This window comes from Streptomyces sp. RLA131 (genome assembly GCF_056270125.1).
The window spans coordinates 5,544,996-5,560,548 of sequence record NZ_JBWDOQ010000002.1 but is presented as its reverse complement, the minus strand read 5'-3'; the positions used below and the strand labels follow the sequence as shown (position 1 = coordinate 5,560,548).

Annotated in this window: 12 protein-coding genes; 3 read left to right on the top strand and 9 right to left on the bottom strand. The window is 72.1% G+C overall.

All coding sequences use genetic code 11. From position 1 onward, the window contains the following. Positions 1 to 2 precede the first annotated feature (2 nt). Both RWE79_RS26325 and RWE79_RS26320 read right to left on the bottom strand, forming a co-directional pair. Entirely contained in the window at positions 3 to 3,359 is a 3,357-nt protein-coding gene (locus RWE79_RS26325; RefSeq protein ID WP_475942538.1) for a type I polyketide synthase, read from the bottom strand. 107 nt (positions 3,360 to 3,466) lie between these two features. Beyond that, the gene (locus RWE79_RS26320) at positions 3,467 to 4,252 is read right to left on the bottom strand and encodes a thioesterase II family protein (protein ID WP_475942537.1); all 786 of its coding nucleotides are present in this window, start codon (positions 4,250 to 4,252) and stop codon (positions 3,467 to 3,469) included. A 213-nt stretch (positions 4,253 to 4,465) separates the two neighbouring features. Between RWE79_RS26320 and RWE79_RS26315 the strand changes: the two genes are divergently transcribed. Next, the gene (locus RWE79_RS26315) at positions 4,466 to 5,476 is read left to right on the top strand and encodes an AIR synthase-related protein (RefSeq protein WP_475942536.1); all 1,011 of its coding nucleotides are present in this window, start codon (positions 4,466 to 4,468) and stop codon (positions 5,474 to 5,476) included. Here the strand turns inward: RWE79_RS26315 and RWE79_RS26310 are convergent. The 7 genes from RWE79_RS26310 to RWE79_RS26280 form a co-directional block, all read right to left on the bottom strand. Then, positions 5,439 to 6,815, bottom strand: a complete 1,377-nt coding sequence (locus RWE79_RS26310) for an MFS transporter (protein ID WP_475942535.1) — start codon at positions 6,813 to 6,815, stop codon at positions 5,439 to 5,441. The two genes, RWE79_RS26315 and RWE79_RS26310, sit on opposite strands and share 38 nt — an antisense overlap. Positions 6,816 to 7,042: 227 nt before the next feature. After that, positions 7,043 to 8,200 (bottom strand): ATP-grasp peptide maturase system methyltransferase, encoded by a 1,158-nt coding sequence (gene tgmC / locus RWE79_RS26305; RefSeq protein WP_475942534.1) that lies wholly within the window; start codon positions 8,198 to 8,200, stop codon positions 7,043 to 7,045. Beyond that, positions 8,197 to 9,150 (bottom strand): ATP-grasp ribosomal peptide maturase, encoded by a 954-nt coding sequence (gene tgmB, locus RWE79_RS26300; protein ID WP_475942533.1) that lies wholly within the window; start codon positions 9,148 to 9,150, stop codon positions 8,197 to 8,199. Before tgmB ends, tgmC begins: the two co-directional genes overlap by 4 nt. A gap of 29 nt (positions 9,151 to 9,179) precedes the next feature. Beyond that, positions 9,180 to 9,413, bottom strand: coding sequence for a hypothetical protein (locus tag RWE79_RS26295; RefSeq protein ID WP_475942532.1), 234 nt, complete (start codon positions 9,411 to 9,413; stop codon positions 9,180 to 9,182). Between the two features lie 419 nt (positions 9,414 to 9,832). After that, a complete protein-coding gene (locus RWE79_RS26290; RefSeq protein ID WP_475942531.1) occupies positions 9,833 to 10,681 on the bottom strand; it encodes a helix-turn-helix domain-containing protein in 849 nt (282 codons plus the stop codon). Positions 10,682 to 10,708: 27 nt separating this feature from the next. After that, entirely contained in the window at positions 10,709 to 11,236 is a 528-nt protein-coding gene (locus RWE79_RS26285) for a DUF6879 family protein (RefSeq protein ID WP_475942530.1), read from the bottom strand. Further along, positions 11,211 to 11,522 carry a hypothetical protein gene (locus RWE79_RS26280; protein ID WP_475942529.1) on the bottom strand — a complete coding sequence of 104 codons (312 nt, stop codon included), beginning with the start codon at positions 11,520 to 11,522 and terminating at the stop codon, positions 11,211 to 11,213. The genes RWE79_RS26285 and RWE79_RS26280 overlap by 26 nt, the downstream gene beginning before the upstream one ends. Before the next feature lie 233 nt (positions 11,523 to 11,755). Here RWE79_RS26280 and RWE79_RS26275 point away from each other — a divergent pair, with 233 nt between their 5' ends. Both RWE79_RS26275 and RWE79_RS26270 read left to right on the top strand, forming a co-directional pair. Further along, a complete protein-coding gene (locus RWE79_RS26275) occupies positions 11,756 to 12,853 on the top strand; it encodes an AfsA-related hotdog domain-containing protein (RefSeq protein ID WP_475942528.1) in 1,098 nt (365 codons plus the stop codon). Between the two features lie 10 nt (positions 12,854 to 12,863). Continuing rightward, positions 12,864 to 15,509 carry an AfsR/SARP family transcriptional regulator gene (locus tag RWE79_RS26270; protein ID WP_475942527.1) on the top strand — a complete coding sequence of 882 codons (2,646 nt, stop codon included), beginning with the start codon at positions 12,864 to 12,866 and terminating at the stop codon, positions 15,507 to 15,509. The last annotated feature ends 44 nt before the right edge of the window (positions 15,510 to 15,553 follow it).

Below are 15,553 nucleotides of genomic sequence, written 5' to 3'. Positions count from 1 at the left end.
CTTCAGGACTGCGGTTCAGGGACCGTGGAGAGGAGCTCGGCGGAGATGAACTCCGCCAGCGCCACTGGTGTCGAATAGTCGTAAACGGAGCTCAGCGGGATCTCGACGCCGGTGGCGTCGCGGAGCGCGTTGCCGAAGTCGACGGCGGACAGCGAGGTGAACCCCATGTCGAGGAAGTCGCCGTCCGGATCGATGTCGTCGCCGGAGGCATGGCCCAGGGCGGCGGCGCACGCGGTGCGGACCACCTCGCGGATGACCAGCACCCGGTCGTCCCCGGTCAGGCCGTGCAGCCGTTCGGGCAGTGACGGCGGTCCGTCCGCCCCGTCGTCGCCACCGCCGGCCGCCTCCGCGGCGGGCAGTGCCTCCTGCTGGCGCTGCCACCACCGCGACAGCAGCGGCAGCAGCCCGGCCAGGGACTCGTGGTGTGCGGTGCCGGCCTCGTCGTCCGCCAGCAGCCGGGTGAACGCCTCGGTGTCCTGGCCCGCCACGGCGTTCCAGAAGCGTTCCTCGGGCGATCCGGGGGCGGCGCCGCCGGTGCCGGGATCGGCGTGCAGCCAGTAGCGCTCGCGCTGGAACGCGTACGTCGGCAGCCCGGCCGGTCCGGCAGGTCCGGTGGTCCGGCCGTCCGGGGCCTGCGGCAGGACGGGGGCGAAGTCCACCGGGTGCCCGTTGACGTGCAGCCCGGCCAGGGCGGTCAGCAGGGAGGTGACCTCGGGGCGGTCCCGGCGCAGCAGCGGCAGGGTCAGGTCGTCGGACGTCAGGCCCAGGGTCTCCCGGGCCATCGCCGTCAGGACCCCGTCCGGGCCGGCCTCGATGTACGCCGTCACGCCCAGGTCGCGCAGCGCCTCGACGCCGTCGCGGAAGCGCACCGCGTCCCGTATGTGCCGCACCCAGTACTTGGGGTCCGTCAGCTCCCCGGCGCCGGCGGGGGCGCCGGTGACGTTGGAGATCACCGGGATACGGGGCTCGTGGTAGGTCACCTGCTCGGCGATCTGCGCGAACTCCGCGAGGACGGGGGTCATGTGCGCCGAGTGGAAGGCGTGGCTGACGCGCAGCCGCTTGGTCTTGTGGCCCCGGTCCGCCATGGTCCGCGCGAAGGCGTCGACCGCGTCCTCGTCGCCGGAGACCACGGTGGCGGACGGGCCGTTGACGGCCGCGACCGAGATCCGTTCGTCTTCGCCGCGGCCCTCCAGGGCCTCGACGACCTCGGCCTCGGTGGCCTGCACCGCCAGCATGGCGCCGCCCGCGGGCAGGCTCTGCATCAGCCGGCCGCGCGCCGCGACCAGCCGGGCCGCGTCGGCCAGCGAGAAGACCCCGGCGACATGGGCGGCGGCCAGCTCACCGACGGAGTGGCCGAGCAGGTGGTCGGCGCGGACGCCGAAGGACTCCAGCAGGCGGTAGAGCGCCACCTCGTGGGCGAAGAGCGCCACCTGTGTGTACTGCGTACGGTCCAGCAGGCCGGCTCCGCCCTCGCCCTCCAGGACCGCCTTGGCGAGCGGCACCTCCAGGTGGGTGTCGAGCTCGGCGCAGGCCTGGTCGAAGGCCGCGGCGAAGACCGGGAACCGCTCGTACAGTCCGCGTCCCATGCCCACGCGCTGTGCGCCCTGCCCGGTGAACAGCACGGCCAGGCCGCCGCCGGACGCGGCGCGGCCCCGGGTCACCCGGGGGCCGGTGGCGCCGTCGGCGAGTGCGCCGAGGCCGGCCAGCAGTTCGTCGCGGCCGGTGCCCAGCACCACCGCGCGGTGGTCGAAGTGGGTACGCGCGCGGGCCAGCGCCCCGGCCACCTCGGCGGCGTCCAGGGCGGGGTGTTCGCGGACGAACCCGGCCAGCCTTTCGGCCTGTTTCGCCAGCGCGCGGGCGCTGCGGGCCGAGATCGCCCACGGCACCGGACCGTCGTACTCCGCCGACGCGGGCCCGGCCGTCCGCCGCGCGGCGTCCGGCTCCGTGTCCGGCGCCGTGTCCGGCGCGGCCTCCTCCGTCCCGGCCTGTTCCAGGATCACGTGGGCGTTGGTACCGCTGATCCCGAAGGACGACACACCCGCGCGGCGCGGGCGGCCGGTGACGGGCCACTCCCGCTGCTCGGTGAGCAGCTCGACCGCTCCCGAGGACCAGTCGACGTGCGGTGACGGCTGGTCGACGTGGAGCGTCGCGGGCAGGACGCCCTGACGCATCGCCATCACCATCTTGATCACCCCGGCCACCCCGGCAGCCGCCTGGGTGTGCCCGATGTTCGACTTCAACGACCCCAGCCAGAGCGGCTCTTCACGCTCCTGCCCATAGGTCGCCAGCAGCGCCTGCGCCTCGATCGGGTCACCCAGCGCGGTACCCGTGCCATGCGCCTCCACCGCGTCCACGTCCGCGACCGACAGCCCGGACTGGGCCAGCGCCTCGCGGATGACCCGCTGCTGGGAGGGGCCGTTGGGGGCGGTGAGCCCGTTGCTGGCGCCGTCCTGGTTGACCGCCGAGCCACGGATCACCGCGAGGACGGGGTGGCCGTTGGCGCGGGCGTCGGAGAGCCGCTCCAGCAGCACCAGTCCGACGCCCTCGGACCAGCCGGTGCCGTCGGCGGCCGCCGCGAAGGCCTTGGAACGCCCGTCGGGGGCCAGTCCCCGCTGCCGGCTGAACTCCACGAAGACGCCCGGGGTGGCCATCACCGTGGCCCCGCCGGCCAGCGCCATGCGGCACTCGCCGCGCCGCAGCGAGTGGGCGGCCAGGTGCAGGGTGACCAGGGAGGAGGAACAGGCCGTGTCGACCGTGACCGCCGGGCCCTCCAGGCCGTACGTGTAGGAGAGCCGGCCCGATGCCACGCTGGCGGCGCTGCCGATCCCGAGCAGGCCCTCGACCTCGCGGGGCGTGCGCTGGAACCGCCAGGCGTAGTCCTGGTACATGACACCGGTGAAGACGCCGGTCCGGCTGCCCGCCAGGGCGGCCGGCACGATCCCGGCGCGTTCGAACAGCTCCCAGGAGGTCTCCAGCAGCAGCCGCTGCTGGGGGTCGATGGCCACCGCCTCGCGCGGGGGCAGCCCGAAGAACGCCGCGTCGAAGGCGGGCGCGTCGTAGAGGAAACCGCCGAGGGTGGAGTAGGTCCGGCCCGTCACTGAGGGGTCCGGGTCGTAGAGTTCCTCGGTGGGCCAGCCCCGGTCCTCGGGGAACTCGCCGATGGCGTCGACCCCGTCGGAAACCAGCTGCCAGAGATCCTCCGGGGAACTCACACCACCGGGATACCGGCAGGCCATCGACACGATGGCAATGGGTTCCTGTTCCCTGGCCGCGATATCGTCAAGTCGCCGCTGAGCCTGGTGCAGTGCGGTTGTCGTCCGCTTGAGATATTCCCGGAGCTTTTCCTCGTTCGTCGTCATGCGAACGCCTTCCCCCTCATGAAGAGCGGAACCACACAGTCACGTACGGCGATTGACAGAAGATGTGTGTATTCACCCGACACTATCGAGCTGATGTTCTGTCCGGCTCAACCCCTGACAGCACCCCTAGCCACCCCTGCGGCACCCATACGGCGCTTTATCGCGTCGAGTACTTCGGCGGGCCGGTCGGCGAGGTAGAAATGACCGCCGCCGGGGAAGATCTGGATCTCCACGTCACGGGTGGTGTGATCGCGCCAGGCCTCGGCCTCGTCGAGGGTGGTGGTCGGGTCGGCGTCGCCGACCAGGACGGTGACCGGCGAGTCGATCCGGACGCCGGCGTCGGCGCGGTAGGTCTCGACGGCCTTGTAGTCGTTGCGGATGGCGGGCATGGCCAGCCGCATGATCTCCTCGTTCCCCAGCACCCGGGAGTCGGTGCCGCTGAGCCGGCGGAGCTGGGCGACGATGCCGTCGTCGTCCCTCTTGTGCACCTGCTCGTGCCGGGTGCGCGAGGGCGCGCGGCGGGCCGAGGCGAAGAAGCGGGCGGGCGCGGGATACCCGGCGGCGGTCAGCCGGCGGGCGGTCTCGAAGGCGACGGTGGCGCCCATGCTGTGACCGAAGAGCGTCAACGGCCGACCCTCATCGGCCAATTGCCGCAGATCCTCGAATACCCGGTCGGCGAGTTCCGGGACATTGTCGACGAGCGGTTCCCTGTTACGGTCCTGACGGCCCGGGTACTGGATCACGTGGACGTCGATCGCGGGGGCCAGCGCCTGCGACAGCGGGAAATAGAAACTGGCCGATCCCCCGGCGTGCGGAAAGCAGATCAGGCGCGGAGCGTCGGGGTCGGCGGCGTGATAGTGGCGTATCCAGGCGCTGGTGGTCGAATTCGTCATGATGCTCCTCGTGGTGGACGACGTCCCGGCACCGGCGCTGAATCGGCACATGGGTCGGTCACTGTCTCCGAGTCTAGGAACGCGGAATCCGCACAACGCCCCCTTGACCGCCCCCTAAACCCCCCTCATTCGCCTTCCGCCCCCCTGCCGTCGCACCGCGGGCGGGAGAACACTGGGGCATGGCCCGCCAGGGCCGCGGGAGGGGGGCCTGCCATGCCGATGGAGACGAATGCCCGGTCCACACAGCAGATAGCGCTCGGCCAGGACCTGGGGGACCTGGTCGCCGAGGCCCTGGGGGTCGTCCGGGCGGACGGCACGCCCGGGCCGGCGGAGGGGCCCGCGGACGGGACCCCGGCGGTGAGCACCGGGGCGTACGCGGTGGATCCGCCGTTCTTCGGCGACGGTGACATCGGCCGGCTCGCGGTGTGCTCGGTCGTCAACGACCTGGCCGCCACCGGCGCCGAACCGCGCCAACTGGCCCTGGGGATCGTCCTGGAGGCCGGGCTGCCGGTCCGGCTGCTGCACCGGCTCACCAAGTCGCTGCGCGCGGCGGCGGCCGAGGCGGGCGTCACCGTCGCGGCCGTCGACACCCGGGTGGTCCGGGCCGGTGAGGCCGACCGCGTCTTCATCGCGGCCACCGCCATCGGCCGGCGCCCCGGCCCGGCCGGAGGCCGCCCGCCCGGCCCGGCCGGCCTGCGGCCCGGAGACCGCATCCTGGTCACCGCCCCGCTCGGCGACCACGCCGCCCATCTGATGTCGCTGCGCGGCTCCCTGGGGTACGAACACCTCGTCCCCAGCGACTGCGCCCCGCTCACCGGGCTGCTCGCGCCGGTACTCCCCCGGCTCCGCCACGCCCGCCCGGTCACCACCGGCGGCCTGGCGGGCGTCCTGCGTGACTGCGCCGCCGCCCGGGGGCTGACCCTGCACCTCGACGAGCAGGCGCTGCCGGTGCGTTACGAGACCCGTGCCGCGCTCGCCGCACTCGGCGTCGATCCGCTGCACGCGGCCTGCGCGGGGGTGCTGTGCCTGTTCGTCGCGCCCGACGCGGTGGATCCGGTGCTGACGGCGTTACGGGCCCACCCGCAGGGCCGGCAGGCCGTCGTCGTCGGCGAGGTGGCGCCGCGGGCGTCAGGCTCCCGATCCGGCACCGTACGGCTGATCGGCGCCGACGGCGGTACGAGGCCCCTCACCCCGCCGCCGGACCAGCTGCCGGCCCGTCTCTGAGGGTGTCGTAGCGCCGCAGCAGGACCACGGCTGCCGCGGTGGCCAGCGCGGGGAGCACGGCCATGCCCAGCAGCACCCCGGTGTCCGCGGCGGCGCTCTGGTGGGCGGCGCGGCCGGTGTCGGAGGAGACATAGCCGAAGGCCTGGAGCACCAGCGCGTACAGGAACGGGCCGAGCGCGAGACCCAGCCCCTCGCCGGTGGTGAACAGGCCCGACAGCACCCCGGCCTGGCGGCGCGCCGTGCGGGCGGTGTCGTGGTCGATGCACTCGGGGAGCATCGCGTAGAGGAAGAGCAGCTGACCGGCGTGGCCGGTGCCCGCGAGCACCATGGTGAGCAGGACGGCGGCCGTGGGCAGTGCGGGGGCGGCCAGGAAGAGCAGGCAGCCGGTGCCGAAGAGGACGCAGGCGGCGACATAGCCGCGGCGGTTGCCCAGGCGGGTGCTGACCCGTGACCACAGGCCCATGGTGAGGAGGTTGGGGGCGACGAAGGCCGCCACCAGGGAGCCGGTGGCGCCGGAGTCGTGCAGGGCGTGGGAGGCGAAGTAGGGGGCGCCGACGAGCAGCACCCCGGTGGCGACGGTCTGGACCACCACGCAGCGCAGCAGGGCCATGAAGGGCGCGTTGCCGCGGGCGACGGCGAGCTGGTGACGCAGGCTCGGCTCGCTCTCCACGACCCGGTCGCCACGGGTACCGGCCGTGCCCAGGAAGGCCCCCACCGCCCCGGCCGCGATCACCGCCGCGCCGAACAGGCCCAGCCAGCGGTGCCCCGGCAGCCCTCCGCCGCCCGCGTCGATGACGGCGGGGCCGGCCGCGCCGGCGATCAGCGCCGCTACGCCGATGCCGGCCACCCGGCCGCCGACCAGCCGGATCCGGTCCCGGGGGCCGTCGGTGATCTCCGCCGGGATGGCCACGTAGGGGATCTGGAAGAAGGCGAACGCGGTCGCGGTGAGCAGGAACCCCGCGGCGGTGAACCACGCGCCCGCGGTGCCGCCGGCCGGCCCGGCGAACATCAGGGCGAAGCACAGCGCCACGGCCAGGCCCCCGGCCAGGACGTACGGGCGGCGGGCCCCCCACCGGGTGCGGGTGCGGTCGCTGGCGCGGCCCGCCAGCGGGTTGAGCACCGCGTCCCAGGCCTTGGGGGCGAACACGATCGCCCCGGCCAGCGCGGCACCCACACCGAGCGTGTCGGTGAGGTAGGGCAGCAGCAGCAGCCCCGGCAGGGTGTTGAAGGTCCCGGTGACCAGCGACCCGGTGGCATAACCGAGCCGCAGCCGGGCGGGAACGCCAGGCGGCTGCTTCCGGGCCGCGCCCGACGGGGTCCGGGTTGTCACGCTGGTCATGGCGGCAGCCTCCTCGACTGAGCAGGCCCTGCCCCGGGCTCGGGGGAAAAGACGCAGGGCAGGGCGCGCCCGTCCAGCATCCGCACGCCTCCATGGACCGGGCTAAAGAACACCCGAAAAGCCCGTCCGGCGATCAAGGACGAACGCGGCCGAAGGCACGCACCCGATCGACAACCGGGCACGCCGCCACACCCCGTCCGGCCATCGAGGACACTGCTGCCCTGGCGTTAGATGGGCAGCTTCCAGCTGGGTCCGTCGGCTTCATCGTGAAGCCACACGCGCTGCCCGTCGGGGGTGACGGTGATACCGAACCCGCTCTGATGTGGCCGGCCTGCCCCGTGCCACACCTGGAGGGCTTCCTCGACCTGGTCCCACAGCCGCAATGGCCCGCGCTGGATGACGATCCACCCGCCCGCGGCATCGGGCCGGACCCGGGCTTGGGAGCCTGTCGCCACATCCATGAGCACGTGCTGCTCGCCGAGGCCGAAGTGCTGAGCCGTGGGAGCGGACAGCTGCGCGACCCACCGGCCGGTCGGATCACTGAGAATCGCAGGGTCGAGACCGGTGTTTCGCTGGTCACCAGGCAACAGGTTCAATCGCGGGTGCGGTGGGTGATCGTGCTGTCGGGCCATCATGAAGCTGGTGCGGCCGGGCAGGAAGCGTCCGCTGGCCGTGCGGTCGCCGCCGACCGTGAGCCGGGCGAGAGCGAAGCCGTGCATCCATCCGGCGACCGTTGCGAGAATGACGCCCCCGTCTCGGACCTGGTCGATCCATTGGTACGGGATGTGGCGGACCGCACAGGTAGCGATGAGCCGGTCGTACGGCGCTCCTGATTGGTGTCCGTCCAGCCCATCGCCGACGACCAGGTGAGGCCAGTAGCCAGCTGACTCAAGAGCTGCGGCTGCGCGGGCGGCGTTGTCGGGATCGACCTCGATGCTGGTGAGGTTGGCTTCGCCAAGGCGGTGGCAGCCGAGGGCGGTCGAGTAGCCGGTTCCCGTGCCGATCTCCAGCGTCTTCATGCCACTCTCGACACCGAGCTGGTGCCACATGCGCAGAACCAGGGACGGCATCGTGGAGGAGGACGTGGGCACGCCTTCGACAGGGCCATCGATGTGGACAGCACGCCACGAGCCATCGAGTTGGGTGACCAGCGTGGTGTCGCGGTAGATGTCCTCCAACCAGTCCGGCGCGCCCGGCACGACGGGCTCGTACAGCGTGGGACGGGAATCGGGCTCGATACGGAAATAGCCCTCGTCGAGGAACAGCTCGCGCGGGACAGTGCCGGCAGCTCGTTCCCAGGTATCGTCGGTAAGCACACCGTCCTGGCGCAGTTGGTCGGCGAGCGCGTCGCGAAGCCGTTGAGCCTCAAGCTCGGTGCCGGTCACGGCTGATGCTCTCCTCGTAGGTAGTCGGCGTGGGCGGCGGCAATCGGCAGGCCGGTCTGGTTCTCCACCCAGGCCCAGGTGCCAGCGGGGTTGCACTCGAAGAACACCCAGTCTCCCGCTGGGGTCACGGCGAAGTCGAAGGCCCCAAAAGCGATGCCGTAGTGCTGGAGGAACCGTTGAACGCCGACTGCCACGTGATCGGGGACATCGGTCGTGCCGTAGGTGAGGGCTTCGTAGTCAGTGCGCCAGTCGGTACGAGCTTGCTCGCTGTCGGCCTGGATAGTGGCGGCGAATAGCTTCCCGGCCACGGCGGTCAACCGAACCTCGTACGCCTTCGGTACCTCCGCTTGGAAAAGGTGCGCTGTCAGCCTGACGCTGTCGTCCAGCTCGGCCGGGGCGATGCGATGGGTGGGCACCATCAAACGCTGGCCCTCGCCGAAGTCCAGGCGTCCGCCGAGCACCGGCTTGCAGATCACCGGCGCAGCGACATCCTTCGCGAAAGACCTTGCCGCGTAAGGGTCGTTGGTGATGAGGGTGCGGGGAACCGTGAGGCCAGCAGTGACTGCGGCGGTGAGCTGTTGCGGCTTGTGGGCGGCCAAGCGGTCGCGGTGCGGGTCGTTGATCCAACGGACGGACACGGCCGACATGACGTTGAGCAGCGCGGCGTCGGCCTGGTCGCGGGCCCATGTGCGGTAGGGCTCCTCCACGCCGTCAGCGATGACCGGACGCCCGGGCCGCCTGTAGTAGACGGCCCGGACCTCCTCCAGCCGCGCCGAGCGACACCCCTCATCCACTACCCCCGTCCAGCCAGCCTCTCTGGAGCCATGCTCAGCGTTGAGCATCAGGGCTTGAGGGAAGCGGGCAGCGTCGAATCGCATCACCGGCACGTCGCGCCGCTGAAGCTGGTCGACCACCATGTCGGCGGAAGCATCAAGATTCTCCGCGACCACCAGGACGGGACCGCTACGGGCGGCTGGCATCACGAAGCGGCGGCGTAGTACGGGTCGGACACGTCGTCGCCCTGCCCGTCCTGGTTGGTGTCGGTGCAGGAAGCCGCCTGCGGCGTGACGTGCCAGGGCGAACCGTCGCCCATCTCGTTGAACTGCCGCTCTTCGTTGAAGGTCACGTCCGCCACCGACTGGATGACCAGGCACGGCATACGGGCGCCCAACGCTCCGAACGGCACCAGTCGGGGCTGGTCCACCGTCTTCATATGGTTCTCCTCGTGGTCGATGAGTCCGACGCCCGGACCAGCGCCGGAAATCTGGTGTTGGAGCTTCATTGGGGCATGACGCGGGATCGAGTACTGACGGCCTGGGGCAGTTCCGTAGGAGCGGCGTCTCACTCTGGTCACGCCGCAGTCGCCTGCGTCCGACCTTGAACCAATGCAGCTGCTCCAGCCGGAATGGCACCGACCACAGGCACGCCCCTCGTCTCGTAGCGAAGCAGGCGCCGTGGGCCCAGGCGAAGCGCGCCCACAGGTCGAGTGGTCCTACGCTCTCGTCGCTCATCCGTCGTACCCCTGGCAGCTGCCGGCGTCGCCCGGTGCGGCGCCTGCGTGGCTGCCATGAGTAGGACGGTAGAGAAGCGGCTGATGCCGGCTCCACAAATTTGCACCAGCTTGCAGGCTCTTTACCTCAAGGTGTCGATTGCCGAGGTGATCAAGGCCCGGGCTTCAGCGCCGTAGACGGCCAGCACCTGCAACTGCGCGAACGCCTTGATGTACGTCGCGATCTCGCCGGGTGCGGTGACGTTGACGAATGCCGTCAAAAGCTCAACCTGCACGGACTCCTCATCGAAGGCCATGAAGGTCTCAAGCGTCCACATGCCCCTGTCGGCCGTGAACGGGATGACTCCCAGCGACACCGATGGCAAGGACATCACTTCAAGGAGATAGCCGAGTTGACCGGCCATGACGGACGCATCAGCGACTCGGGATCGGAGCACTGATTCTTCGACAAGCAAGGCGAACCGGTGATTGCCCTCCCGGAGTACGTGGTTGCGGGCCATACGGGCTGCCACGGCATCGGGGACGTCGTTGGGCGTGCCCTGGAATTCGGTGATGGCCGACAGGAGAGACGTCGCGTAGCCGGCCGTCTGCAGCAATCCGAGGATGACGTTGGAGCAGTAGACGCGAAACAGCCGCGTCCGCTCGTAGAGCGGGACCGTGGCCCGTTGGCTCTGCCGAATGCCGCTGCGGTGGATGCGCCGCCACTGGACATACAACGAGTCGGCCGCACGATTGGCTGCCACCAGATCGGCAGCCTGATCCGGCACTCCACAAGCGCGGCACCAGGCCTTGATGTCAGCGTCCGACGGTGGGGTCTTGGCGTGCTCAACCCGGGAGGACTTCGCCTCGCTCCAACCGCATCGGACAGCCAACTCGCGTCCCGTCAGTCCCGCGTCGCGGCGGATTTCACCGAGACGGGTAGCGAGCGCCTGGCGTGCAGCCTGAGCGCTGGAGGAAGGGGAGACGGGCATGGGCCGGCTGTCCGGTAGCTCGGCGATTCAGACCTTGTAATCCTCGTGCAGGACAGCACACTCCCACACGGCTTCGAAGGCCGAGGCGCACAGCTTCGCGACCGCGGGGTCCTCCGAGTAGTCCGGTTCCACTACCGCGCCGTCTCCAGAGAAGATGTTGAAGCGCACCGCCCGCTCGTCAATCAGCCAGAAGTCATTGCCCGGCAAGGCGATGTCCGACGCCTGGCGCCGAGGCAGCCATCGGACCAGCTCGCCGGCCCGCAAGTTCCACTCGGTCCCCGCGTGCTCGAAGCGGATGTACTCGGTGACAGGCTCCGACACGATGCGGGCCCGTCTCACCGTCACACCGCGAGCCACGGTCTCCGCGATCAGGTCCACCCACGGCCGCCAGTAGGCCTCCGCCTGCTCGCCCTCCCAACGCCGCCCAGTGCGCCTCCACAGGTCGAACTCTTCCGCCTCGTCGGCCACGCCGTACGCATCGCGCATCTCCAGGTGGACGGCGGAGTGCTGGGCCGACTTCAGCAGCTCGTCAAAGTTCGGCACGTTCGATGGCATCGGCAGCCTCCCTGAGAATCGACGCCATACGCGCCGGGATGCGGACCACGGTCTCATGATCGGGGACAGCTCCGGTCGCCAGGCACTCGGCGTGCGTGACCTCGTCGACGACCTTCCAGCCCTGAATCACTACTTCTTGCTTCTCCTCATCGACCCACACCGTGGGGCAGTTCCCCTGGCCTGTATCGGGGTCGATGCCGACGAACCGTAGTGTCATGCCAGCCTCCGGTGCCCAGTGGTTTGCTTCAGCTTGCATGACGACCTCCGAGTAGCGGAACGTCGTCAAGTGTGCACGTACCGTAAACATTCGCCACAGGTACACGTCAGACACACTCCGCAGTCCACGGCGGCTGTCTGCGGCCTCCACGATGAGAGCTGGAGCACATCGACCTGCGCGGCACGGTCGTCACCGCCGACGCCCTGCACACTCAGCGCGCCCACGCCCACCTGCCGGCGCAGCCGGAGGCGTTCCCTCCGCCGGAGTGCGTAACTACCCGGGCCACGGAGGGAGTTGCGGCCGTGCAGCTTGCTGCCACCGGTGCTCGCTGGCTGCGCGCCACCCCGCACCGCACCCTGGGACCGGAAAAGGAGATGCCCATGACGGACGCCATGACAGTCGACAGCGGCGCGGCACCGCCGGAGCTGGGCCTGGGCGACGGGACCCGCCATCTCATCCACTGCCCGCCCTCGTGGGACCACTACCTCCTGGACGCCCCGAGCATCGGTGACGAGCACTTCGTCCTGACCGGCGAACTGCCGCGCCGCCACCCGCTGTTCAACGACGGGCCGGCCCACTTCCACGACCTCCAGGTCACCACCGAGACGATCCGTGAGATCGGCGAGTTCGTCGGCCACCGCTACTTCGGTGTCCCCGCGGACCGGCCCGGCCTGTTCTACCGCTTCACCCTCGACCTCACCGAGCTGCGCGCCTGGCGTACCGCCGATCCCGATCCCGGTGCCGGCCCGGACCGGCGGTCCCGGATGACCGCGCACATCAAGGCCACCCCGGCCAATCTCATCAACGGGGTGCCCCGGGGACTGGACTTCGACATCGAGGTCGGGATCGACGACATCCCGTGCGGGCGGGGCACGGCGGGGCTGGTGTTCCTGATGCCGGTGCTGCACCGCAAGCATGTCGCCTACCTGCGGCAGGCGGTGCGCGCCGTCCCCGAGATGGACGACGCGCCGGACACGCCGCCGCGCCCCGTGTCACCGGCCGAGGTCGGCCGCTCCGCGCCCGGGAACGTGGTGGTCGGCGAGCCCTCCGGCACCCCGGACCGGCTCAGTACCTGGGTGCTGGGGCAGGGCGTGAGCCCGGTCTTCGCGGGCACGGACGGGCAGGTGTCGGGGCTGCATCTGCTGGAGGCGCTGCGCCAGACCTCGCTGCTCGCGGCGGGCCGCGGCTACGGGCTGGGGGCCGCCCGCAGCGTGCTGTCCTCCTTCGACGTGCACTTCCGCGGCTACGCCGAGCGGGATCTGCCGCTGCGCTGCGTGGCCGTGCCGGGTCCGCTGGGGCACGACACCGACGGGCGGCCCGCGGTGCCGGTGACGCTGTCCCTGACGCAGCGCCGCCGTGCCGTGGCCGAGGCCCGGACCGTCGTGGTCCAGGATTTCTGAGGGGGCCGTGATGCGATTCCGGATCCTGGGCCCGATGGAGCTCCACGCGGGCGCCGGCACGGATCCGGCGCTCTCGTACACCCCGAGCGCCGCGAAGCTGCGGGTCGTGCTCGCCACCCTGCTGGTGCGGGCCAACGAGGTCGTCTCGGTCGAGAGCCTGATCGACGAGCTCTGGCAGGACGGCCCGCCGCGCACCGCGATGACCACACTCCAGGTGTACGTGTCGCAGCTGCGCAAGCTGCTCGACTCCGCGGGTCCCGGGCTCGGCCGGCAGACGCTGCTCACCCGTAACCCCGGCTATCTGCTGCGGGTCGCGCCCGACGAGTGCGACGCCACCGTCTTCGACCGCCTCCAGGAGCAGGGCCGCAAGGCGCTGGAGGCCGACGACCACGCGACCGCCGCCGATGTGCTGCGGGAGGCGCTGGGACTGTGGCGCGGACCGCTGCTGTCCGACACCCCGCACGGGCCGGTGCTGGACAGTGCCTCGGTGCGGCTGGCCGAGGCCCGGACGGCGGCCCTGGACCACCGGGTCCGGGCGGATCTGCAACTCGGCCGGCACCGCGGGCTGATCGCCGAACTGCGGTCGCTGACCGCCGAGCAGCCGCTGCGCGAGGAGTTCCACGCCCATCTGATGGTCGCGCTGTACCGGACCGGCCGGCAGGCGGAGGCGCTGCGGGCGTTCGGACGGGTCAGGCGCACCCTCATCGACGAGCTGGGCATCGAGCCCGGACCGGTGCTGCAACGGCTGCAGAAACGAATCCTCGACGGTGACCCGGCGCTGCTGCGGCCGCGCGCCCAGGCCGCGGCCGCCGCAGCGGCCGCCGTGGCCACCGTCGGCGCACCGGCCGCACCTGCCGCAGTGGTCGCAGCGGCCGTCACGGCGGCGCCCGGCACCGCGCCGGCGGCGGACGCGCTGCCGGCCGCCGACCGTTCGTTCACCGGCCGGACCTCCGAACTGGAGCGGATGGAGGCACTGTTGCGCAATGCCCCGGCCGGGACCTGTGTGGCGGTCACCGGAAAGCCCGGAACCGGCAAGACCGCCCTCGCCGTCGAGGCCGCCCACCGCTGCGCGGACGCGTTCCCCGACGGCCGCTTCTTCCTCGACCTGCGCCCGGCGGCGGGCCGTCCGCTCACCGCCGCCGAGGCCATGGAACGGCTGCTGCGCCGGGCCGGCGGCGACCCCGCGCCCGCCGGTGACGCACCCACCGATCCGGCGCGGCTCCAGGACGCGCTGCGCGCCCTGTTCGCCGGGCGGCGCGTCCTGCTGGTGCTGGACAACGCCGTGTCGGAGAGCCAGGTGCGCCCGCTGCTCCCGGTCACCGAGGGCAGTACCGCCGTCATCACCAGCCGCCGGCTGCCCGCCGGGCTGGGCGGCATCCGGCCGGTCGTCCTGGACACGCTGACCGCCGAGGACGCCCACACCCTGCTGACCGCCGCCGGAGCCGGCGGGGACACCGGCACCGGTACGTCGCGCGATGGTACGGCGGCCGATCCCGGGGCCGTCGACCGGATCGCCGAGCTGTGCGGGCGGCTGCCGCTGGCCCTGCGGGCCGCCACCGCCCAGCTCGCCGCCCGGCCGCACTGGACCGCCGCCGCGCTGGCCGGCCGGCTCCAGGACGAGCGGGGCAGGCTCGACGCGCTGCGGGCCGGTGACCTCGACGTACGGGCGCGGCTGCGGGCCGCGTACGACGACGCCTCCGGGGCGGAACGCCGCGCCTTCCGGCTGCTGGCGGTACTGCCGCCGTGGCCCTTCGGGCCGGGTACGGCGGCCGGGGTGCTGGGGCTCGGCCCGGAGGAGGCCGGGGCGCTGGTGGAGAGCCTGGTCGACGCCCGCCTGCTGGACGCGGACCGGGGCCGGTACCGCTTCCACGAGCTGCTCCGGCTGCTCGCCGCCGAACGGCTGGCCGCCGAGGAGTCCCCGTCGGAGGTCCGGGCGGCCACCGAGCGGATGTGCGAGACGTACGCCGACGCGGAGCACGCCGGTCCGGCCGCCGCCGAGTGGTTCGCGCAGGAGCGGCCCGCGCTGGTCCGGGCCGTACGGGCCGCGTACGACGCCGGGCTGTGGGAACTGACCGTACGGCTGGCCGACACGCTCACCGGTCATCTGGAGATCCACGCCGCCTGGGAGGACTGGGAGACCACGCACACCCTGGCGCTGGAGGCCGCCGGGCGCTGCGGGGATCTGGCGGCCCGCGCCCGGATGCTGCGGTCGCTGGGTGATCTGGCCTGGCAGCACCGGCGGTTGGTGCTCGCGGGTGAGCTCTGGGACAGGGCCCGGCGGGCCGCCGAGGAGGGCGACGACGCCGAGGAGTACGGACGTTCGCTGGTCGGCCTGGCCGAACTGCGGCTGGACTCCGGCGCCGTCACCGAGGCCGCCGCCCTCCTCGGCCCGGCCCTCGCCGCCGTCGCCGCCCCGGCGCACGCCCGCGGCCGTTACGAGGCCCGTCGCGCGCTGGCGCTGCTCGCCCTGGAGTCCGGCGGCCCCGACGGTCCCGGCGCCGCCGAGGCCCACTTCACCGCGTGCCTCGACCTCGCGACGGTACTGCGCGACCGCCGGCTGGAGGCCTACGCCCGCCGCTCGCTGCGCACCCTGCGCGACCCCTCCGGCGCCCTGGAGATCCGGCCCGGTCTGTGGCGGCTGCGCGCGCCGGCCTGATCAACACCTCGGCTTTAGCGAGCCTTTGGGCTTTGGCCGGAGGA

Coding starts and splice junctions, on each gene's coding strand:
- RWE79_RS26320 (WP_475942537.1), bottom strand. CDS start 4,252: ATGACGAATTCGACCACCAGCGCCTGGATACGCCACTATCACGCCGCC.
- RWE79_RS26270 (WP_475942527.1), top strand. CDS start 12,864: ATGCGATTCCGGATCCTGGGCCCGATGGAGCTCCACGCGGGCGCCGGC.
- RWE79_RS26295 (WP_475942532.1), bottom strand. CDS start 9,413: ATGAAGACGGTGGACCAGCCCCGACTGGTGCCGTTCGGAGCGTTGGGC.
- RWE79_RS26285 (WP_475942530.1), bottom strand. CDS start 11,236: ATGCCATCGAACGTGCCGAACTTTGACGAGCTGCTGAAGTCGGCCCAG.
- RWE79_RS26315 (WP_475942536.1), top strand. CDS start 4,466: ATGCCGATGGAGACGAATGCCCGGTCCACACAGCAGATAGCGCTCGGC.
- RWE79_RS26290 (WP_475942531.1), bottom strand. CDS start 10,681: ATGCCCGTCTCCCCTTCCTCCAGCGCTCAGGCTGCACGCCAGGCGCTC.
- RWE79_RS26325 (WP_475942538.1), bottom strand. CDS start 3,359: ATGACGACGAACGAGGAAAAGCTCCGGGAATATCTCAAGCGGACGACA.
- RWE79_RS26310 (WP_475942535.1), bottom strand. CDS start 6,815: ATGACCAGCGTGACAACCCGGACCCCGTCGGGCGCGGCCCGGAAGCAG.